Annotated in this window: 18 protein-coding genes and 1 other RNA gene; 12 read left to right on the plus strand and 7 right to left on the minus strand. The window is 64.7% G+C overall.

Features of this window, described 5'->3' with window-relative positions; all coding sequences use genetic code 11:
• Position 1: 1 nt before the first annotated feature.
• Entirely contained in the window at positions 2-1,417 is a 1,416-nt protein-coding gene (locus RM190_RS08195; protein WP_311758928.1) for an FAD-binding oxidoreductase, read from the plus strand.
• Here RM190_RS08195 and RM190_RS08200 read toward each other — a convergent pair.
• Complete coding sequence (locus RM190_RS08200; RefSeq protein WP_311758929.1) at positions 1,377-2,291, minus strand: LysR family transcriptional regulator; 915 nt, start codon at positions 2,289-2,291, stop codon at positions 1,377-1,379. The genes RM190_RS08195 and RM190_RS08200 overlap by 41 nt on opposite strands.
• A 107-nt stretch (positions 2,292-2,398) precedes the next feature.
• On the opposite strand from RM190_RS08200, the gene RM190_RS08205 reads away from it, so the two are divergent.
• Both RM190_RS08205 and RM190_RS08210 read left to right on the plus strand, forming a co-directional pair.
• On the plus strand, positions 2,399-2,824 hold the full coding sequence (locus RM190_RS08205) for a DoxX family protein (RefSeq protein WP_311758930.1): 426 nt from the start codon (positions 2,399-2,401) through the stop codon (positions 2,822-2,824).
• A 131-nt stretch (positions 2,825-2,955) separates the two neighbouring features.
• Entirely contained in the window at positions 2,956-4,458 is a 1,503-nt protein-coding gene (locus RM190_RS08210; protein WP_311759060.1) for an acetyl-CoA hydrolase/transferase family protein, read from the plus strand.
• 89 nt (positions 4,459-4,547) lie between these two features.
• Here the strand turns inward: RM190_RS08210 and RM190_RS08215 are convergent, their stop codons facing one another.
• From RM190_RS08215 to RM190_RS08235, 5 genes are all read right to left on the minus strand, one after another.
• Positions 4,548-5,330, minus strand: coding sequence for a MetQ/NlpA family ABC transporter substrate-binding protein (locus RM190_RS08215; protein WP_311758931.1), 783 nt, complete (start codon positions 5,328-5,330; stop codon positions 4,548-4,550).
• Between the two features lie 24 nt (positions 5,331-5,354).
• The gene (locus tag RM190_RS08220) at positions 5,355-6,029 is read right to left on the minus strand and encodes a methionine ABC transporter permease (RefSeq protein ID WP_311758932.1); all 675 of its coding nucleotides are present in this window, start codon (positions 6,027-6,029) and stop codon (positions 5,355-5,357) included.
• Complete coding sequence (locus RM190_RS08225) at positions 6,019-7,068, minus strand: methionine ABC transporter ATP-binding protein (protein WP_311758933.1); 1,050 nt, start codon at positions 7,066-7,068, stop codon at positions 6,019-6,021. Before RM190_RS08225 ends, RM190_RS08220 begins: the two co-directional genes overlap by 11 nt.
• A gap of 131 nt (positions 7,069-7,199) precedes the next feature.
• Positions 7,200-7,943 (minus strand): triose-phosphate isomerase, encoded by a 744-nt coding sequence (gene tpiA, locus RM190_RS08230; protein ID WP_311758934.1) that lies wholly within the window; start codon positions 7,941-7,943, stop codon positions 7,200-7,202.
• Between the two features lie 114 nt (positions 7,944-8,057).
• Positions 8,058-8,429, minus strand: a complete 372-nt coding sequence (locus RM190_RS08235) for a HesB/IscA family protein (RefSeq protein ID WP_311758935.1) — start codon at positions 8,427-8,429, stop codon at positions 8,058-8,060.
• Positions 8,430-8,617: 188 nt separating this feature from the next.
• Between RM190_RS08235 and rpsD the strand changes: the two genes are divergently transcribed.
• Together rpsD and RM190_RS08245 are read left to right on the plus strand one after the other, a co-directional pair.
• Positions 8,618-9,238 (plus strand): 30S ribosomal protein S4, encoded by a 621-nt coding sequence (gene rpsD / locus RM190_RS08240; RefSeq protein WP_311758936.1) that lies wholly within the window; start codon positions 8,618-8,620, stop codon positions 9,236-9,238.
• 171 nt (positions 9,239-9,409) lie between these two features.
• Positions 9,410-10,021: a hypothetical protein gene (locus RM190_RS08245; RefSeq protein ID WP_311758937.1), complete on the plus strand. Its 612-nt coding sequence runs from the start codon at positions 9,410-9,412 to the stop codon at positions 10,019-10,021.
• A gap of 117 nt (positions 10,022-10,138) precedes the next feature.
• Here RM190_RS08245 and acnA read toward each other — a convergent pair whose 3' ends face one another.
• Entirely contained in the window at positions 10,139-12,910 is a 2,772-nt protein-coding gene (acnA, locus tag RM190_RS08250) for an aconitate hydratase AcnA (RefSeq protein ID WP_311758938.1), read from the minus strand.
• Positions 12,911-13,164: 254 nt separating this feature from the next.
• On the opposite strand from acnA, the gene RM190_RS08255 reads away from it, so the two are divergent.
• The 7 genes from RM190_RS08255 (at position 13,165) to rnpB (ending at position 21,001) form a co-directional block, all read left to right on the plus strand.
• Positions 13,165-14,286, plus strand: a complete 1,122-nt coding sequence (locus RM190_RS08255; protein ID WP_311758939.1) for a DUF1223 domain-containing protein — start codon at positions 13,165-13,167, stop codon at positions 14,284-14,286.
• A 92-nt stretch (positions 14,287-14,378) separates the two neighbouring features.
• The gene (locus RM190_RS08260) at positions 14,379-14,984 is read left to right on the plus strand and encodes an inner membrane-spanning protein YciB (RefSeq protein ID WP_311758940.1); all 606 of its coding nucleotides are present in this window, start codon (positions 14,379-14,381) and stop codon (positions 14,982-14,984) included.
• A 64-nt stretch (positions 14,985-15,048) separates the two neighbouring features.
• Positions 15,049-16,221, plus strand: a complete 1,173-nt coding sequence (gene metZ, locus RM190_RS08265) for an O-succinylhomoserine sulfhydrylase (protein ID WP_311758941.1) — start codon at positions 15,049-15,051, stop codon at positions 16,219-16,221.
• Positions 16,222-16,317: 96 nt separating this feature from the next.
• Complete coding sequence (gene folE2 / locus RM190_RS08270; protein ID WP_311758942.1) at positions 16,318-17,286, plus strand: GTP cyclohydrolase FolE2; 969 nt, start codon at positions 16,318-16,320, stop codon at positions 17,284-17,286.
• A 59-nt stretch (positions 17,287-17,345) separates the two neighbouring features.
• The gene (locus tag RM190_RS08275) at positions 17,346-19,742 is read left to right on the plus strand and encodes an ATP-dependent helicase (RefSeq protein WP_311758943.1); all 2,397 of its coding nucleotides are present in this window, start codon (positions 17,346-17,348) and stop codon (positions 19,740-19,742) included.
• Between the two features lie 54 nt (positions 19,743-19,796).
• The gene (locus RM190_RS08280) at positions 19,797-20,573 is read left to right on the plus strand and encodes a SpoIIAA family protein (protein ID WP_311758944.1); all 777 of its coding nucleotides are present in this window, start codon (positions 19,797-19,799) and stop codon (positions 20,571-20,573) included.
• Positions 20,574-20,631: 58 nt separating this feature from the next.
• An RNA gene (gene rnpB, locus RM190_RS08285) (RNase P RNA component class A) lies at positions 20,632-21,001 on the plus strand.
• Positions 21,002-21,147 lie beyond the last annotated feature (146 nt).

Genomic DNA, 21,147 nt, shown 5'->3' on the forward strand with positions numbered 1-21,147 from the left:
CATGGCGTCGCCCCTGAACCCTGCGGATCAGGCGCTTGCGGACCGGTTGCCGCCGGGTGTCCTGCGACCCGTCACCCCCGCCTATCTTGAAGAGCCGCGCGCCCGCTATCAGGGGCAGGCGGGATTGGTCGCCGCCCCCCGCACGACCGAGGAGGTCGCCCAGATCGTCCGGGCCTGTGGCGCGGCACGGGTCGGGATCGTGACGCGGGGAGGGGGAACGGGGCTGGTCGCGGGGCAGGTGATGCCCGACGGGCCCGCTCCGCTGGTATTGTCGCTTGAGCGGATGACAGCCCTGCGCGGCATCTGGCCCGAGGAAAACGTGCTGGTGGCCGAGGCGGGGATGACGCTTCAGGCCGTGCGGGACGCGGCAGAGGCGCAGGGGCGCCTGTTTCCGCTGTCCCTTGCCAGTCAGGGAACCGCGGCAATCGGGGGGTGCCTGTCCACCAACGCGGGCGGTGTGACCGCGCTGCGCTATGGCACCGCACGCGCTCTTTGCCTTGGGGTCGAGGCCGTGCTGCCGGATGGCAGCGTGGTCCATGATCTCAAGCGGCTGCGCAAGGACAATACCGGCTACGATTTGCGCGACCTGCTGATCGGGGCCGAAGGCTCGCTGGGGATCATCACCGCGGCCAGTCTGAAGCTGGTCCTGCCGCCGCCGAATACCGGCGTTGCCATGTTGCAGGTGTCGTCACCCGAAGCCGCGCTAAGCCTGCTCGCGCTGGCCGAGCGGCACATGGCCGGGGGTGTCACCGCGTTCGAACTGATCGGGGGCGAGGGGCTGGCCTTTCTGGCGGAAACCCTGCCCGAGATCCGACAACCGCTGCCGGGGGCGGCGTGGTCCGTCCTGATCGAGGTCGGCTTGCCGCAGGGCCTGCCAGCCGATGCCGCGCTGGAAGAGTTGTTCGAGGCGGCCTTGCAGCAGGATCTGGTGATCGACGGCGTCATTGCCCAGTCCGGGCAGCAGGCGGCGACCTTTTGGCACCTGCGCGAAAACATCCCCGAGGCGAACCGCCGCATCGGCGCGGTCGCAAGCCATGACATCAGCCTGCCTCTGTCGGAAATCGCGGGTTTCATCCGTGATGCCGGGCAGGCGCTGGCCGCGCGGGCCAATGTCCGGGTGAACTGCTTCGGCCATCTGGGCGACGGCAATCTGCATTACAACCTGTTCCCCGCGCCGGGTCGCCATCGCGCCGAATACGACGACCAGCGTGCCGCTCTTTCGCTGCTGGTCCATGAAATGGCGGTGGCGCGTGGTGGATCGTTTTCGGCCGAACACGGCGTCGGTCGCTTGAAGGTGGCCGAGCTGGAGCGTTGGGGCGATCCCGGCCGCCTTCAGGCCATGCGGGCGATCAAGGCGGCTCTTGATCCGTTGGGGATCATGAACCCTGGGGCGGTGCTTTCCCAAGCAACGGGCTAAGCTTTGCCCGCAGATGCTCAAGATAGGCGGTCAGCCGCGGGGGAATGAAGGGCTGCGGCAGGTAAAGCGCCTGGATGTCCAGCTGCGGTCCTGGGAAGTCCGCCAGCACCCGCTCCAGCCGGCCCTCGACAATGTCATGGTCGATGACGAAACGCGGGATCAGGGCGATCCCTGCACCCTCCAACGCCAGCTTGCGCACCGCTTGCGGGCTGTTCATCGTAATGCGGCCGGGCAGGGGCACGCTGATGGCCCTGCCGTCGACCACGAAGGTCGCACGGTTGGGCGAGGCCGCGTTGCTGTCGCGGACATTGGCATGGTCGCGCAGATCGTCGGGATGTTTCGGACGGCCATGCGTGGCGAGATACGCTGGACTGGCCACGGCAAAGGATTCCGTGCGCCCCAGCCTGCGCCCGATCAGGCTGGAATCGCCCAGCACCCCGATGCGCAGGGCCAGGTCGAACCCCTCGGCCGCCAGATCGACATAGCGGTCGGTCAATCGCAGATCGATCGAGATGCCAGGATGCGCCTCGATGAAGTCCCGTGTTAGGACAGGGGCGAACATCTCGCCGAAGGTGACGGGGGCAGTGACGCGCAACCGCCCGCTGAGCACACCTTCATCGGCGCGGGCCTGCGCGTCCAGCTCCTCGACCGCCGAAAGCACGCGCCGCGCTGCGACCAGGAAACGTTCCCCCGCAGGCGTCAACGACAGGGCACGGGTCGTGCGGTTGAGCAGCGTGATGCCCTGCTGCGCCTCGAGCGCCGCGACATACTTGCTGACCAACTTGTTCGAGATGCCCAGCCGATTGCCCGCCCGCGTGAACGAGGCGGCATCCACCACCGCGACGAAGGCGCGGATTCCGTCCAGTCGATCCATTCTATCCCCAAAGTGGCGACAATATTTCGTCGATAATGTCCGTTTCCGCGATAAGAGGAAAGCGCCATATCCCGGACATCGACAGCTTGTTCAAGGGAGTCTCCCAAATGTCCGATCTTTCACTTTCCGGAACGGCGACCGCGGAAAATCGCGCCGACATCGCCGCCTTCGTTCTTCGCGTCTCGACGGGCCTGTTCTTCCTGGTCCACGGCCTGATCAAGGTCTTCATCTTCACCCCGGCGGGCACGGCCGGATATTTCGAATCGATTGGGCTGCCGGGGGCACTTGGCTACCTGACGATCCTGATCGAGGTTCTGGGCGGGCTTGCCCTGATCGCGGGCCTGTATACCCGCTGGGTCGCGCTGCTGACTGTGCCGGTGCTGCTGGGCGCCGCGGTCTTTGGCCATGGCGGCAATGGCTTCACTTTCAGCAACCAGGGCGGCGGTTGGGAATACCCCGTGCTTTGGGCGGTGGTGATGTTCGCCCTGTCCCTGTTGGGTGACGGCGCCTGGTCGCTGGCGCGTCGCCGCTGACCTGACCCTTATGATCGTGACGGAAAAGCCGGCCTCAGGGCCGGCTTTTCCCTGCGTGCATGGCTGCCTTGATTTGTCAGTCACACGGCTTGACCATAATCACGCGGGAACTGGCGACGGAGGACGCGAACATGGCCGAGGACTATCTTCACCGCATCCGCAACAAGGCCCTGCGCGAGCGGGTGGTGACGGCCGAGAAGGCCGCCGACCTGATCCGGGACGGGATGGTCCTGGGGATGAGCGGTTTCACCCGCGCGGGCGAGGCCAAGGCGGTTCCGCTGGCCTTGGCCGAACGGGCGCGGCGTGCGCCGCTGAAGGTCACGCTGATGACCGGGGCTTCACTGGGCAATGACCTGGACAAGCAGTTGGCCGAGGCGCATGTGACTGCGCGCCGCATCCCCTTCATGTCCGATCCCTCGCTGCGCCGCGCGATCAATGCGGGCGAGGTCATGTATATCGATCAGCATCTCAGCGAGACGGTCGAACAGCTGCGCACCTGCCAGTTGCCGCCCGTCGACATCGCCATCATCGAGGCGGCGGCGATCACCGAGAGCGGCGGGATCATTCCCACCACTTCGGTCGGGAACTCGGCCAGTTTCGCGCTTCTGGCCGAAAAGGTGATTGTCGAGATCAACCTGAACCAGTCCGAGCAACTGGAGGGGCTGCATGACATCTATATCCCGACCTATCGCCCCAGCCGGACGCCGATCCCGGTCGTGACGCCGGAAAGTCGCGTGGGCTTTCCCTTCATCCCGGTTCCGCCCGAACGCATCGCGGCGATTGTCGTATCGACCAAGCTGGACAGCGCGGCGAACGTGTCCGATCCCGACGAGGGGACGCAGGCCATCGCCGGCCACCTGACCGAATTTCTGAAGAACGAGGTCGCGCATTCCCGCTTGCCCAGCCATCTGCATCCCCTGCAGGCCGGGATCGGAACCATTGCGAACGCCGTCCTGCACGGCTTCATCGACAGCCCCTTCCACGACCTGACGATGTATTCCGAGGTGCTTCAGGATTCGACCTTCGACCTGATGGACGCGGGCAAGATGATATTTGCCTCGGGCTCGTCGATCACGTTGTCGGCCCCGAAATACCGCCAGGTGATGGAGAGGTTCCAGGACTACAAGCCCAAGCTTGTGCTGCGCCCGCAGGAGATTTCGAACCACCCCGAGGTCGTGCGCAGGCTGGGCCTGATCTGCATCAACACCGCGCTGGAATTCGACATCTATGGCAACGTCAACTCGACCCATGTGATGGGCAGCAACATGATGAACGGGATCGGCGGGTCGGGGGATTTCGCGCGCAATGCCTTTCTGTCGGTCTTTGTCACCAAATCCATCGCCAAGAACGGGCGGATCTCCTCGGTCGTGCCGATGGTCAGCCATGTGGACCATACCGAGCATGACGTCGACATCCTGGTGACAGAGCAGGGCCTGGCCGACCTGCGCGGACTGGCGCCACGGGAACGTGCCCGCGTCATCATGGCGAATTGCGTGGACCCGGACTGGCGCGACGGGCTGGAGGATTATTTCACCCGCGCCCTGGTTCGCGGCGGCCACACCCCGCATCTGCTGGAAGAAGCGCTGAGCTGGCATGACCGGTTGCGTCGCACCGGCACGATGAAGCCCGAGTGAGGGGCCGGAAAGACGAAACGCCCCGCATCAATGGCGGGGCGCTCGATCGTGGCAAGGTTCCGAAATGGGTATTTTCGAAACGGTGAAGATCACCAGGCGGGAATGACCGCGCCGGTATACTTGTCCTCGATGTATTTCTTGACCTCGGGCGAGTGATAGGACTCGACCAGCGTCTTGGCCCAGTCAGCATCCTTGTCAGCGCTGCGCACGACGATGATGTTCGCATAGGGGCTTTCGGCCGCCTCGATCGCGATCGCGTCCTTCTCGGGGTTCAGGCCGGCTTCCAGCGCGTAGTTGGTGTTGATGACCGCGATGTCTGCATCGGCCAGCGCGCGCGGAAGTTGCGCGGCGTCGAGTTCCAGGAACTTGAGGTTCTTCGCGTTCTCGGTCACGTCCAGCGGGGTCGGGGTCAGGCCGGTGCCCTCGGCCAGCTTGATCAGGCCCTTTTCCTGCAGAAGCAGCAGCGCGCGGCCGCCATTGGTCGGGTCGTTCGGCAGCGCGACCTTGCCGCCTTCGGGCAGTTCGTCCAGCGATTTCAGTTTTTGCGAATAGACGCCCATCGGGGTGGTGATGGTCTTGCCGATCGAGACCAGGTCGAAGCCGCGGTCCTTGATCTGCTGGTCAAGATAGGGCTGGTGCTGGAAGCTGTTCGCCTGCAGGTCGCCGTCGTTCAGCGCCTGGTTCGGGACGACATAGTCGGTGAACTCGACGATGTCGATGTTCAGGCCCTTCTCCTTGGCCACCTTGGCGACCTGCTCCATGATCTCGGCATGTTCGCCGACCGAGACGCCGACCTTGATGTCTTCGGCCGAGGCCATGCCCGCGATCAGCGCGAGCGACGAGGCGAGGGCGACAATGCGAAGTTTACGCATGGATTGTCCTTTCGGGTTGGAAGGTTACCGGCCCCGGTTGCGGGGGGCGCGTTTGTCGAAGCGGGAGGCGATCCATTCCCCGCAGCTTTGGACAAGCTGGACGAGCAGGATCAGGATGACGACCACGGCCAGCATCACCTCGGGCATGAAGCGCTGGTATCCGTAGCGAATGCCAAGATCGCCCAGGCCCTCGCCGCCGACGGCACCGACCATGGCGGAATAGCCGATCAGGCTGACCACGGCGAGCGTGAGGCCCAGGATGATGCCGGGCATCGCTTCGGGGACCAGAACCTTGCGCACGATCTGGCCCGGCGTCGCGCCCATGGCGCGCGCGGCCTCGATCAGGCCGGCATCGACCTCGCGGATGGCAGTTTCGATCAGGCGGGCGATGAAGGGTGCGCTTGCGATGGTCAGGGGCACGATGGCCGCTGTCGTCCCGATCGACGTGCCCGCGACCAGCCGCGTGAAGGGGATGATCGCGACGACCAAAATGATGAAGGGGGTCGAGCGGGCGGCGTTCACCACCAGGCCGAGAACGGTGTTCGCGACCGGCGCGGACAGCAGCTCGCCCCGGCGCGACGTGGCGAGGAAGATCCCCAGCGGCGCGCCGATGATCGTGCCCAGAAGCGTCGACATGAAGACCATGTACAGCGTCTGCAAGGTCGATTCCCAAAGGATCGGGATCAGGTTAGCCGACATAGCCGAGCACCTCCGTCACCAGCCCGTGTTCTTCAAGGAAGCGGCGGGATTCCTCCAGCCTGCCTGCCGGGATGCCGACGATCAGGCTACCGAAGGGCTGGGCCCCGATTTCCTCGATCGCGCCGGCAAGGATGTTCACGCTGACGCCGCGCTCGGCCGTCAGCCGCGCCAGCATCGGGTCGGTGGCATGCCGGCCGGTGAAGGTGATGTGCAGCACCGCCTCGGCGTCCGGGGCCTGCGGGGCGGGGCGCAGTTGGCCCGCCACGAATTGCGGCACCGCGACCCCCGTGACGCCCTGCAGGAACGAGCGGGTCGTCGGGTGGGTCGGGCGCGAGAAAACGGCATAGGTCTCGCCCGCCTCGACGATGCGCCCGGCCTCGATCACGGCGACATGGCTGCAGATGTCACGCACCACGGCCATTTCGTGGGTGATCAGCAGGATGGTCAGGCCAAGATCGCGGTTGATGTCGCGCAGAAGGTCAAGCACCTGCCGAGTGGTGTCGGGGTCAAGGGCCGAGGTCGCCTCGTCCGACAGCAGCACGCGCGGGCCGGTTGCCAAAGCGCGGGCGATGCCGACGCGCTGCTTCTGGCCGCCCGACAGTTCCGCCGGATAGCGATTGCGCTGCGCGCCCAGTCCGACCCGGTCGATCAGTTCGTCGACGCGGGGGGCGATGCGGTGGCGGTCCTCTCCCGCGATTTCCAGCGGCAGGGCGATGTTCTCTGCCACCGTCCGTGACGAAAGCAGGTTGAAGTGCTGGAAGATCATGCCGACCTCGCGCCGGATCGCACGCAGCGACCCGTCCGAGGCCGCGCCGACGTCATGGCCCGCGACGATGACCTGCCCCGATGAGGGGCGCTCCAGCCCGTTGACCATCCGCAGCAGCGTGGACTTGCCCGCGCCCGAGCGGCCGATGATCCCGGTGATCGCGCCCGCGGGCACGTCGAGCGAAATATCCTGCAGGGCCACGACATCACCCGCGCCGCCTTTCTGCGGATAGCGGCGCGTCACGTCCTGAAATGAGATTGCTGGCTCTGCCATGGGTCCGTCCTGAGTGTCAGGGCTGACCTATGCGCGGGATGGGCGTCTTTGCAAGGGGCATGGACCCCGCAAAACGGAAATGCCGTTCCCCCCGCGCAGTGACGGAGAGAACGAGGTTCTTTTCCTGCAAATTACGCGGCGGAAAGTGCGGCGACAATGGGGCCGAAGTCACTGGCCTTGAGGCTGGCGCCGCCGACAAGCGCGCCGTTCACATGCGCGATCGAGAAGATTTCGGCCGCGTTACCGGGCTTGACCGAGCCGCCGTAAAGCAGCGCCATTTCCGCGCCGTCTGCAAAGCGCGCGGACAGGCGGTCGCGCATCAGCGCGTGAACCTCGGCGATCTGGTCGGTGGTCGGGGTGCGCCCGGTTCCGATCGCCCAGACCGGCTCATAGGCGATGACCGTATTGGCGGCGGTCGCGCCTTCGGGGATCGAGCCCGCAAGCTGGGACGCGATCAGGTTGAGCGTCTGGCCCGCATCGCGCTGCGCCTCGGTCTCGCCGACGCAGATCACCGCGACAAGACCCGCCTTGTGCGCCGCTTCAGCCTTGGCGCGGACCTGTGCGTCGGTTTCTCCGTGATCGGCACGGCGTTCGGAATGGCCAAGGATGACGTGACTTGCACCCGCGTCCAGCAATTGCGCCGCCGAAATGTCGCCCGTATGGGCGCCCGAGGCGTTTGCGTGGCAATCCTGTCCACCGACATCAATCCTGCCCGATGCCCGGGCGGTCAGGGCATGGATCAGCGTCGCAGGGGGGCAGACCAGGACATCACAGCCCGGTGCCGGCTGGTCGGCCAGAAGCCGGTCGATCTCGGCCAGGGCGGCCAGGGTTCCGTTCATCTTCCAATTGCCGGCTGCAAGCTTGCGCGGGGCCATCACCCTCTCCCATTTTCATCTGTTCCGACAGGGGATTAGGCAAGCCGAACCGCGCGATCAAGCCGCGCGGGGGATGTGTGCGCTAACGGTGGCAAGAAATTTCCGAAGGCGCGATCAAAGCTGCGCGCGGGTGCCTTCGATCGGGCCGAAGCTGACGGATTCGCCGCAGCCGCAGCTGTCGGTCACGTTCGGATTGCGAAACTTGAAACCGGATTCCAACAGGCTGGTTTCGTAATCAATCTCGGTCCCGAACAGGAACATCTGCGCGGTGGGGGCAATCAGCACGCGGGCGGCGCCCTGTTCCACGACTTCATCCCCGGGCTGGGCGGTCTCGGCCAGTTCCATCGTGTATTCCATTCCCGCGCAACCACCCTTCTTCAGGCCGATGCGCAGCCCGCTTGCGGATTTCGCGGTCATCAGCCGGGCAATCTGGCGCTCGGCCGCTTCGGTGATGGTAACAGGGGACTTTCCGGGGATCGAGAACATCGCATCTTCCTTGTTCGCTGCCTTTCATTTAGGTCGAACAGGCCCGCCGCTCAAGGGGTGCTTGACACTGGCGGCATCGCGGCTATAAGCGCCGCTTCATTGGTGTTGGTGGACCCCGCAAGGGGAACCCTGTCAGGCCTCGGCCAGAGGACAACGCCCTTCGACAACGCAAAAGAAGGAGATCAGCGATGACCAAACGCACCGCTGCCAAGTACAAAATCGACCGCCGCATGGGCGAAAACATCTGGGGCCGCGCCAAGTCGCCGCTGAACAAGCGCGAATACGGCCCGGGCCAGCACGGCCAGCGCCGCAAGGGCAAGCTGTCGGACTTCGGTACCCAGCTGCGCGCCAAGCAGAAGCTGAAAGGCTACTACGGCGACCTGACCGAGAAGCAATTCCGCCGCATCTATTCGGAAGCCGAGCGCGTCAAGGGCGACACCGGCGAGAACCTGATCGGCCTGCTGGAGCGCCGCCTGGACGCCGTCGTCTATCGCGCCAAGTTCGTTCCGACGATCTTCGCCGCCCGCCAGTTCGTGAACCACGGCCACGTGGAAGTGAACGGCCAGCGCGTCAACATCGCGTCCTACCGCGTCAAGGAAGGCGATGTCGTCTCGATCCGCGAGCGTTCGCGCCAACTGGCCATCGTGCTGGAAGCCGTCGCCCTGACCGAGCGTGACGTTCCGGACTATCTGGAAGTCGACCACAACAAGATGACCGCGAACTTCGTCCGCACCCCGGCCCTTGGCGACGTGCCCTATGCCGTCGTGATGGAACCGAACCTGGTCGTCGAATTCTACGCGAAAAACTGATCCTTTCAGGATTGCGGGTTTCAGGGCCGTCCCTTCGGGGGCGGCCTTTTCGTTTGTGGTGCCGTTGCAGGGGGCTCGTGCATCACATTGCGCGGAAGACCCCTGCAGCACGGTTGCATCCTTTGCCGTCTTTGCGGATTTTCGGGCCGGATTCGACGAGTGGGGATGATGATGCTGCGGTCTTTTGCGGTTCTGCTTTCGGTGATGATGACGCTGCCGGCGGCAGCACAAGAGAAGCCAGCGCCGGATGAGCGACTGTGGACCTGCGAGACCTCGATCATGGGCGAGGCGACCGAGGTCAACTATGTCCGCGACGCGCAGTTTCGCGAGAATGTCGGCTCGCTGGAAAAGAACCTGTCGGGCTGGGGGCGGATCAGCTGCCCGGGTTATGTCACCCTTCGCGAGATCCTACGCCGCAACGAGATGGAAGACGACGGCAGCTATTGCCTGCTGTGGGACAAGGCGGGCGACACTTATGTCGGCGCGCAGGTCGGCGTGCGCAAGGGCAATGCGGTCTGCCGCAAGACCTTCTGCGAGAAGGTGAACGGTGCGCGGTCCGCGACCATGCGCAATGCGAATGAACTGGCCGTCGCGGGCTTTGATGCCGTGACGCAAAGGCCGGGGGCCGCGATCCTGGCCGCCACCTCGGGTACGGTGGTCGGGACCATGCAGGCGGCGGGCGCCGCGGCGATGGGGGTTGCGGCCTCTCCGGTCGCGGTCGGCTCGCTGGTGGTGGGTACGGCGGCGGCGGGCGGAACCATGTGGTATTGCGCCGACGAATAGCCGAGAAGCAGGCCCCGAACCTTCAGGGTTCACCGTTTTCCAAATACCCGTGCAACGATGCCGAAAACGAAAAGGCCGCCCCCGAAGGGACGGCCCTGAATTTGGCTATGCGGCAGATCAGGCTTTGGCGAGGTTGCGCAGCACGTAATGCAGCACGCCACCGTTTTCGAGGTATTCGATCTCGACTTCGGTATCGACGCGAGCTTTCAGCTGGATCACCTTTTCGGTGCCGTCGGCATATTTGATCGTCGCCGGGACCAGCGAAAGCGGCTTGAAGTCGCCTTCGAGGCCGTCGATCGAGATGACTTCGGTGCCCTTCAGGCCCAGCGTCTTGCGGTTGTCGCCGCCGGTGAACTCGAACGGGATGACGCCCATGCCGACCAGGTTCGAACGGTGGATACGCTCAAAGCTTTCCGCGATCACGGCCTTGACGCCCAGCAGGTTGGTGCCCTTGGCCGCCCAGTCGCGCGACGAACCGGCGCCGTATTCGATCCCACCCACGACGATCAGCGGAATGCCCGCATCCTTATAGGCCATCGCGGCGTCATAGATCGAGGTCTGCTTGCCGTCGGGGCCGGTCGAATAGCCACCCTCGACGCCGTCCAGCATCTCGTTCTTGATGCGGATGTTGGCGAAGGTGCCACGCATCATGACTTCGTGGTTGCCGCGGCGCGAACCATAGCTGTTGAAGTCCTTCGGCGCGACCTGACGCTCGGTCAGGTAGACGCCTGCCGGGGTCGTCGGCTTGAAGGAACCGGCCGGCGAGATGTGGTCGGTCGTGATCATGTCACCCAGCAGCGCCAGAACGCGCGCGCCGTGGATGTTGTGGATCGCGCCTTTTTCCGCACCCATGCCTTGGAAATAGGGCGGGTTCTGGATGTAGGTCGATGCCGCCGGCCAGTCATAGGTCTCGCTGTCGGTGACCTTGACGGCCTGCCAGCGTTCGTCGCCCTTGAAGACATCGGCGTATTTCGACTGGAACATCTCGCGCGTGACGATGGTGTCGACCAGGTCCGAAACCTCTTTCGAGGTCGGCCAGATGTCCTTCAGGAAGACGGGTTTGCCGTCCGCGGTATGGGCCAGCGGTTCCGTGGTCAGGTCGATGTTCATGTCGCCTGCGATGGCATAGGCCACGACCAGCGGCGGCGAGGCCAGGTAGTTCGCGCGGACGTCGGGCGAGATGCGGCCCTCGAAGTTGCGGTTGCCCGACAGGACCGAAACCGCGACCAGGTCGTTCTCGTTGATCGACTTCGAGATTTCCGGTTGCAGCGGGCCAGAGTTCCCGATGCAGGTGGTGCAGCCGAAGCCGACCAGGTTGAAGCCGAGCGCGTCCAGATCTTCCTGCAGGTTTGCGGCCTTCAGGTATTCCTCGACGACCTGCGAGCCGGGGGCCAGCGAGGTCTTGACCCAAGGCTTGCGGGTCAGGCCAAGGGCGCGCGCCTTGCGGGCGACAAGACCTGCGGCCATCAGCACATAGGGGTTAGAGGTGTTGGTGCAGGAGGTGATCGAGGCGATCACGACCGAGCCGTCATGCAGTTTGTAATCCTGACCTTCGACTGCGCCCTCGTTATAGCCTTCGTGATGGCCGGGCAGGTCCGACGGGGCAGGGGCGCCGCCTTCGGCGTTCCAGCGCTTCTCGCCATTGGCGGTCGGCTCGGGCAGCTTGCGGGTGCCGCAGATATACTTGCGGAACTCGAAGGCCGAGTCGGTCAACGGAACGTGGTCCTGCGGGCGTTTCGGACCCGAGATGGCCGGAACGACCGAAGCCTGATCCAGTTCCAGTGTCGAGGAATAGACGGGCGCATAGTCCGCCGTGCGCCAGAAGCCGTTCGACTTGGCATAGGCCTCAACCAGGGCGATACGCGATTCCTCGCGGCCGGTCTGGCGCAGATAGCGCAGGGTTTCGTTGTCGATCGGGAAGAAGCCGCAGGTTGCGCCATATTCCGGGGCCATGTTGGCGATGGTGGCGCGATCCGCCAGCGGCATGTTGTCGAGGCCTTCGCCGTAGAATTCGACGAATTTGCCGACGACGCCATGCTTGCGCAGCATCTGGACGACCTTCAGCACGAGGTCGGTGGCGGTCACGCCTTCCGTCAGCGCGCCCGTGATCTTGAAGCCCACGACTTCGGGGATCAGCATCGAGATCGGTTGGCCCAGCATCGCGGCCTCGGCCTCGATCCCGCCGACGCCCCAGCCAAGGACCGCAAGGCCGTTGACCATCGTCGTGTGGCTGTCGGTGCCGACCAGCGTGTCGGGATAGGCGACTTCCTGGCCGTTCTGGTCCTTGTCGGTCCAGACGGTCTGGGCCAGGTATTCCAGGTTCACCTGGTGGCAGATGCCGGTGCCCGGCGGAACCACGCGGAAGTTGTTGAACGCGTTCTGGCCCCATTTCAGGAACGTGTAACGCTCCATGTTACGCTCATATTCCAGCTCGACGTTCTTCTGGAAGGCGCGGGGGGTGCCGAATTCGTCGATCATGACCGAGTGGTCGATGACCAGGTCAACGGGGTTCAGCGGGTTGATTTTCTGTGCGTTGCCGCCCAGGGCCTTGATGCCGTCGCGCATCGCGGCCAGATCGACCACGGCGGGAACGCCGGTGAAGTCCTGCATCAGCACGCGTGCGGGGCGATACGCGATCTCGCGCGGGTTCTGGCCACCAAGGGTCGCCCATTCGGCGAATGCCTTGATGTCGTCCACGCTGACCGTGCGGCCGCCATCTTCGAAGCGCAGCAGGTTTTCCAGCACGACTTTCAGCGAGGCAGGCAGCTTCGAGAAATCGCCCAGGCCCGCTTCGGTCGCGGCGTCGATCGAGTAATAGGCGACGCTTTGGCCCGCGACCTCAAGCTGTCGGCGCGTCCGCGCGGTGTCGGTTCCAGTTTCGATGGGCATGACTCGGCTCCCTATCCTTGAAAAAGGTGGCTGAATGGCGGTCTGGCAGGCATTTGCCCGTTTTCCCCGATGGGATCAAGAGGGTCAGGTCGCCGTTGTATGCAATTGTATGCTGTAATTTTGCCGCGGCTGCAAGATGTGGGTTTGGCGCAACGATCACAAGCCTGACGCACGCGGCTAACAAAGCATTGATTTGTGACAGGTGGCCCTGTGGCGGTAGTCATGCTGCAATGTTGGCGGGAAATTTTCAGGAAATGGCGTCACGCTTGGCGGATACTTGCGCGCGGCAGGGTCAAAGACGGCTGCGCTGCAGGGGGCTGGTCCCCCTGTGGGCGTCGATCGCGGTCGCGGTCACGATGACGTTTGCCCAGGGCGCATTGGCCCAGGATGGGGGTTCCGGCGGCGCGGATGCCTCTGCGACGGATGGCGGCATGGACAGCGCCACCGGCGGCGGCATGGGCGAGGGGTTTTCCCGCTCGGCCCCTTCGGCACCGGGTGCCGGGATGGATCCTGGTGGTCATGACGAAGGCGGCGGAGGCAATATCGGCCTGATCGAGGCGCCCGAGGGCGCGCCGGGAATCGATGCCGACCTGCTGGCGGGGCCTGATGTCGGGCTGTTCGACGACAGCCCGATGGTATCGGCCTTTGCCGAGCGGCGGACCGCCCAGATGCGCAACCGCCAGTTCGGCCCGATCGATCATCCGCCCGTCGTGGTCGAGCTTTTCACGTCGCAGGGATGCTCGTCCTGCCCGCCCGCCGATGACATGCTGGCCGATCTGGCCGACCGCACCGATATCCTGGCACTGTCCTGGCATGTCGATTACTGGGATTATCTGGGCTGGGCGGATGAATTTGCCCGCCCGGAATTCACCCGCCGTCAGCAGGCCTACGCCCATTCCTGGGGCGAGCGTGCAATTTATACGCCGCAACTGATCGTGGGCGGGACCGACACCCTGATCGCCGTCCGCCCGGCCGAGTTGATGACGCTGCTTGATGCCCAGATGGCGCGGCCGGCTCCGATTGCGGTGACGTCGCGCCCCGAACAGGAAGGCTTCCAGATCGAGTTGACCCCGCGCGTCCAGATCCCCAGCGCCGTCGCGATCATGCTGGTGCGCTATGCGCCCAAGCGCGAGGTCAAGATCAAGGCGGGTGAGAACCGTGGCCTGACCGTGACTTATCGCAATGTCGTCCTGGGGGTCGAGCGGATCGCCGATTGGGACGGGCGGGCGCCGTTGCGCCTGAACGTCAAGGCGGGCCTCCCGTCGGGCGAAAGCTTTCCCGCCGACACGCGGCACGCCATCCTGGCCCAGCAGCTTAGCGGCGGGCGCGAGCCGAGGCCCTCGGGCGCGATCCTGGCTGCGATCCGGCTGGACTAGGGCCGCTTCGCGCTTGTCCCTCGCGTCCCCGCGCGTCAAAAGACAGGGCGGGTGATGCCGCCCCCATCCAGACAGACCCCGTTGAGGCCCGAATGTCCGAACCCCGCAAGATCCATCCCCTGCTGAAGCCCGCGCTGGAGATCGGCCCGCTGATCGTCTTTTTCGTCCTGTTCATGCGGATGCGGGACAAGACCGTCATGCTGGGCGGGACCGAATATGGTGGCTTCATCATTGCCACGCTGGTCTTCATCCCGGTGCTGGTTCTCAGCACGCTGGTGCTGTGGCGCCTCAGCGGGCGGATTTCGCCCATGCAGATCGCAACCCTGGTTCTGGTCATCGTCTTCGGCGGGCTGTCGGTCTGGCTGAACGATCCGAAATTCTTCAAGATGAAGCCGACGATGATCTATCTGCTGTTCGCCGGGCTTCTTGGCCTAAGCCTGCTGCTGCGCAAGAACTGGCTGCAACTGGTGATGTCCGAGGCGCTGCCGATGCAGGACGAGGGCTGGCGCATCCTGACCTGGCGACTGGCAGCGCTGTTCCTGGCCCTTGCCGTCGCGAACGAGATCGTGTGGCGCGGAATGTCGGAAACCGCGTGGGTGAACTTCAAGACCTTCGGCCTGCCTGCGATCATGGTCGTCTTCTTTGTCCTGAACGCCCGCCTGTTCGAACGCCACGCCCTGCCGAAGGACGGCGAATAGCTCTGCCCCTTGCGCCATTGGCCGGGCAGGAGTAACCGGACCTTCCACGCACAGGAGACCGCCCATGTCCGACAAGCCTTTGCATCCGCGCACGCGCGCCGTCCATCACGGCATCCGTCGCAGCCAGTATGGCGAGATGGCCGAGGCTCTGTTCATGACTCAGGGCTTCTCATACGACAGCGCCGAGCAGGCCGAGGCCCGCTTCATCAACTCCGGTCCGGACGAATTCATCTATGCCCGCTACGGCAACCCGACCTCGCGCATGTTCGAGGATCGGATCGCCAATATCGAGGGGGCCGAGGACGCATTCGCGACCGCCAGCGGCATGGCGGCGGTGAACGGCGCCCTGATGGGCTTCGTGAAGCCCGGCGATCACATCGTGTCGTCCCGTGCGCTGTTTGGTTCGTGCCTGTATGTGCTGGACCTGCTGGCCCGCTTCGGAGTCGAGATCAGCTATGTCGACGGCACCGATATCGAGCAGTGGCGCGCCGCGATCCGTCCCGACACCAAGGCGGTGTTCTTCGAGACGGTGTCGAACCCCACGCTTGAGGTGATCGACGTCACTGCCGTTGCCCAACTGGCCCATGCCGTCGGCGCGCTGGTCATCGCCGACAACGTCTTTTCGACCCCTGTCTACTCGCGCGCAATCGAACAGGGCGCGGATGTGGTCGTCTATTCCGCGACCAAGCATATCGATGGGTCGGGTCGCTGCCTTGGCGGCGTCATCTGCGGCAGCCGCCATTTCGTGCGCGAGGTGGCCGAGCCCTATCTGAAGCATACCGGCGGCGCGATCAGCCCCTTCAATGCGTGGAACATGCTGAACGGCCTGACGACCATGGACCTGCGGGTCCGTGCCCAGACCGACAGCGCGATGAAATTCGCGACCGCGATGGAAGATGATCTGAAGCTGCCCCGCGTCATCTACCCGGGCCTTGCCAGCCATGCCCAGCACGATCTGGCCATGCGCCAGATGGGTGCGGGTGGGACCATGGTCGCGGTTGACCTTGGCAGCAAGGACGCGGCATTCAAGGCCATGAACCGGATGCGGATCTTTCAGATCTCGAACAACCTGGGTGACGCCAAGTCCATCGTCACCCATCCGACCACGACGACCCACCAGCGCCTGTCCGAAGAGACGCGCCTGCAACTGGGGATCACCCCTGGCCTGCTGCGCCTGTCCATCGGGCTTGAGGATGCCGGCGACCTCATCGAGGATTTCCGGCAGGCGTTGGCCTGAGATTGGATGCCGCCCCGTCAGTGGATGTGGGCGGCGCCCCTTTGAATTTCCGGCTTCAGCCCCCAGATTGTTCCCGATTGCCGAGGGAGATGCCCGATGACCGAGTCCCGCCCGATCGCCACCGAGCGCGCCTATCCCGCGCTTTCACGGGAGTATCCTTCGGATTTCCGTGTCGATGCGCATTACAAGGACAGCCTGCCCGACCTGCAGAACGGTCCGGCCAGCCTGATCGTCGGTGCCCGCGCACCGATCCAGCATGTCGGGATTTCGAATTTCCGCCTGCCGATCCGCTACATGACGCGCGAAGGGGGCGAGATCACGCTGGAGACCTCGGTCACCGGCACTGTCAGTCTTGAGGCCGACCGCAAGGGCATCAACATGAGCCGCATCATGCGGTCCTTCTATGCCCATGCGGATGCGCAATTCTCGATGGGCGTGCTTGAGGCGGCGCTGGACGACTACAAGTCGGACCTGGACAGCCTGGACGCCCGCATCCAGATGCGGTTCAGCTTCCCCGTTCGCGTGGACTCGCTGCGCTCGGGGCTGAGCGGCTGGCAATATTACGACATCGCGCTGGAACTGGCGGAACGCGCGGGCGCGCGGCTGCGGATCATGCATTTCGACTATGTCTACAGCTCGACCTGCCCCTGTTCGCTGGAACTGTCCGAACATGCCCGGCAGATGCGCGGCCAGCTTGCCACGCCGCATTCCCAACGCTCGATCGCGCGGATTTCGGCGGTGCTTGAGGGCGAGCACATCATGTGGTTCGAAGATATGGTGGACCTGTGTCGCCGTGCCGTGCCGACCGAGACGCAGGTCATGGTCAAGCGCGAGGACGAGCAGGCCTTTGCCGAACTGAATGCGGCGAACCCGATCTTTGTCGAGGATGCGGTGCGCGCATTCGCCGGCGGACTGATGGCCGATCCCCGGATCGGCGATTTCCGCGTTGTCGCCAGCCATCAGGAATCGCTGCACTCCCATGACGCGGTCAGCATGCTGAGCCGGGGCGAGACTTTCGCCCAGGCCAGCCTTGACCCGGCGATTTTTGCGGGTCTGCGCGCCTGATTGGAACAACCCGTGAACATGGGCTTTCCCCATGCGACGGCAGGGGCTATGTTTGCACCATGAGCGAATTCGACGACACAGATGCCTTTCAGGCGGCGGCTTCGTCCCCCGTGCCCCTGTCGCAGCGCGCCTTGGGCGCGCGTCCGGCGCCCTATCTGGACGGCCTGAACACCGCGCAGCGTGAAGCGGTCGAGGCGCTGGACGGCCCCGTCCTGCTGCTGGCCGGGGCAGGGACGGGCAAGACCCGCGCCCTGACGACCCGCATCGCGCATCTGCTGACGCTGGGCAAGGCACGGCCCGGCCAGATCCTGGCGGTGACCTTTACCAACAAGGCCGCGCGCGAGATGAAGAACCGCATCGGCCGTCTTCTGGGCGAGATGGTCGAAGGCATGCCCTGGCTGGGCACCTTCCACTCGATCAGCGTCAAGATCCTGCGCCGCCATGCTGAACTGGTGGGCGACGCGACGCTGCACCTGAAGCCCAGCTTCACCATCCTGGATACCGACGACCAGATCCGGTTGCTGAAACAGCTGATCGCGGCCGAGAATATCGACGAGAAACGCTGGCCCGCTCGCCAGTTGGCCGGGATCATCGACGGCTGGAAGAACCGCTGCCTGACCCCCGTGAACCTGCCCAGGGGCGATGAGCGGGCCTTTGACGGCTGGGGCGGCAGGCTGTACGCGGCCTATCAGCGCCGCCTGCTGGAGCTGAACGCCGTCGATTTCGGCGACCTGTTGATGCATTGCGTCTCGATCTTTCAGGCGCATCCTGACGTGCTGAAGCAGTGGCAGGACCGGTTCCGCTATATCCTTGTCGACGAATACCAGGACACTAACGTCGCGCAGTACATGTGGCTGCGGCTGTTGGCCCGCGCGCATCGCAACATCTGCTGCGTCGGCGATGACGACCAGTCGATCTATGGCTGGCGCGGGGCCGAAGTCGGCAACATCCTGCGGTTCGAGACGGATTTCCCCGGCGCCAAGGTCATCCGGCTTGAGCAGAACTATCGCTCGACCCCGCATATCCTGGCGGCAGCCTCGGGTCTGATCGCGGCGAACAAGGGACGGCTTGGCAAGACGCTGTGGACGGATGCTGACGGGGGTGAGCCCGTCCGCCTGATCGGCCATTGGGACGGCGAGGCCGAGGCGCGCTGGATCGGAGAAGAGATCGAGGCCTTTCAGGGCGGGCACCGCCACGCAATCGGCCGGCGCAGTCTGAACGACATCGCGATCCTTGTGCGTGCCTCGCACCAGATGCGGGCGTTCGAGGACCGGTTCATGGCCATCGGCCTGCCTTACCGGGTCATCGGCGGTCCGCGCTTCTATGAACGGCAGGAAATTCGGGACGCGATGGCCTATTTCCGGCTGGTGGTTTCCCCCGCCGACGATCTGGCATTCGAGCGGATCGTGAACGTGCCGAAGCGGGGCCTGGGCAAAGTGGGTATTGAGACCATTCAGCGCGAGGCGCGCTCACGCGGCCTGTCGCTGCTGGAGGGTGCGGCCTCTGCTGTCGCGACCGGCGCGCTTACCGGCAAGGGCGCCGCCGCGCTGCGCGTCTTTCTGGAAGGCATGGGCCGCTGGCACGCGGATGCGCTGGACGATCGCGTCAGCCATGTCGAACTGGCCGAGCGGATCCTGGACGAATCCGGCTATACCGCGATGTGGCAGAACGAGAAATCGCCCGACGCGCCCGGCCGCCTGGAAAACTTGAAAGAGTTGATAAAGGCGCTGGAAGAATTTGAAAACCTTCAAGGTTTCCTCGAGCATGTGGCGCTGGTCATGGACAATGACAAGGGCGAACAGGCCGAGGAGGTCAGCATCATGACGCTTCACGCTGCCAAGGGGCTGGAATACCCGATCGTCTTCCTGCCGGGTTGGGAAGACGGCCTGTTCCCCAGCCAGCGCAGCATGGACGAAAGCGGCATGAAAGGGCTGGAGGAGGAGCGCCGCCTTGCCTATGTCGGGATCACCCGCGGCGAGGCGCTGGTCACGATCAGCTTTGCCGGGAACCGCCGCATGTACGGCCAGTGGCAATCCAGCATGCCATCCCGCTTCATCGACGAACTGCCCGAGGATCATGTCGAGGTGCTGACGCCACCAGGGCTTTACGGCGGTGGCTATGGCGCGGCGGCGCAGCCCTTTGCGCAATCCTCGATGCATGATCGCGCGGCCCATGCTGATGTCTACAACTCTCCGGGCTGGAAGCGGATGCAGCAGCGCGGGGCTGAACGTGCCCAGCCCGTGCATCGCACCCCGATCACCATCGATGCCGAGCCTGCGGCGAAATACGCGGTCGGGGATCGCGTGTTCCACCAGAAGTTCGGCAATGGCACGATCATGGGGATTGCCGAGGATACGCTGACCGTCGAATTCCCGACCGGCTTCAAGACCATCAAGGCGGGCTATGTCCAGCCTGCGTCCGAGGCCGGGGGCAGGCTGGACGACGTGCCTTTCTGAGAACCGGGAAGCCCGTTCGCGCGTTGTGACCTGCCTTTAGGAGGAGGTTCCGCAATGCTGAATATCGAGGTCGATACTGCCCGCAACGTGGTTCTGGCGCGGCCCGAAGGCAGCCTGTCCGCTGCCGATTTCGAGAAGCTCGGGCAGGAGATCGAAGCCTATGTCCGGGAACGCGGCCGCTTGCCGGGGCTGGTCGTGTTCCTGAAGGGTTTGCCGCATTGGGAGGGGCTGGCCGCGCTGCGCGCCCATTTCGACCTGGTGCGCAAGCAATCCGCCGTGCTGCCGCGGGTCGCAGTCGTGACCGATGTGATGGGTTTGTCCCATGTTCCCGGCATCGCCAATGTCTTTGTACGCGCGCGGCTGCGCCAGTTCGACCTTCGCGAACAGGAACAGGCCATCTCCTGGGCCGGATCGCCCGAAACCGCGCCAGAAGGGTATCAGCTGCTTGATGGCTATCCCGACAACGTCATCGCGATCCGTGCCTCGGGCGAGGTCACGTCGGGCGATTACGAAGACAAACTGATCCCGCTGGTGCAAGAGAAGTCAAAGCTGGGCAAGCTGCGGCTGCTGATGGTGATCGGCCCGGATTTCGAGGGCTACAGCGCGGGCGCGCTGTGGGACGATGCGCGGCTGGGCGTCACCCATTGGCGCAGCTTCGAACGCGTGGCGGTGGTGACCGATATCGGCTGGATCACCCGCTCGCTGAAGCTGTTCGCGCCATTGATGCCCGGCGAGGTCGCGGTCTTTCCGCTTGCGGCGCAAGATGCCGCCAAGGCCTGGATCAGCGGCGACGGCGCCCCGGCGGCAGGAAAGCCCGGAACCGATGCCTGAGGCCCATGGCGACGCGCCCGCTTGACCGCCCGCGCGGCGCGGCTTATCTGCCCCTTGCGCGGATGGCCGGATGACCGCGGCGAGCAATCGTCGAGGAAAGTCCGGACTCCATGAAGGCACGGTGCCGGGTAACGCCCGGCGGGGGTAACCCTAGGGAAAGCGCCACAGAGAACAGACCGCCCATGCTTGCATGGGTAAGGGTGAAACGGTGGGGTAAGAGCCCACCGCGGGACTGGCAACAGGACCGGCAAGGCAAGCCCCACCGGGAGCAATGCCGAATAGGGACCGCGTGTCGCAAGACAGGGCTGCTTTCGCCCCAGCAGGTCCGGGTTGGCAGCTAGATCCCGTCAGTAATGGCGGGGCCAGAGGAATGGTCATCGAAGGGGGCAACCCCGGAACAAAATCCGGCTTACAGGCCATCCGCGCGTCATGGCCCACAGCGAATCACGGATCGCGCGTCCCATCAGGTTGGTGACGCGACGACGTGGCGCATCTGCCCGCCCAAAGCGGGATTTCCCCCAGAAGCGGCCTGATTATCCCTGATTCCCGGTTGACTTCGGGCGTCCTGCGAGTA

It is taken from the genome of Paracoccus broussonetiae, from assembly GCF_031854425.1.
Classification (GTDB): Bacteria; Pseudomonadota; Alphaproteobacteria; order Rhodobacterales; family Rhodobacteraceae; genus Paracoccus; species Paracoccus broussonetiae.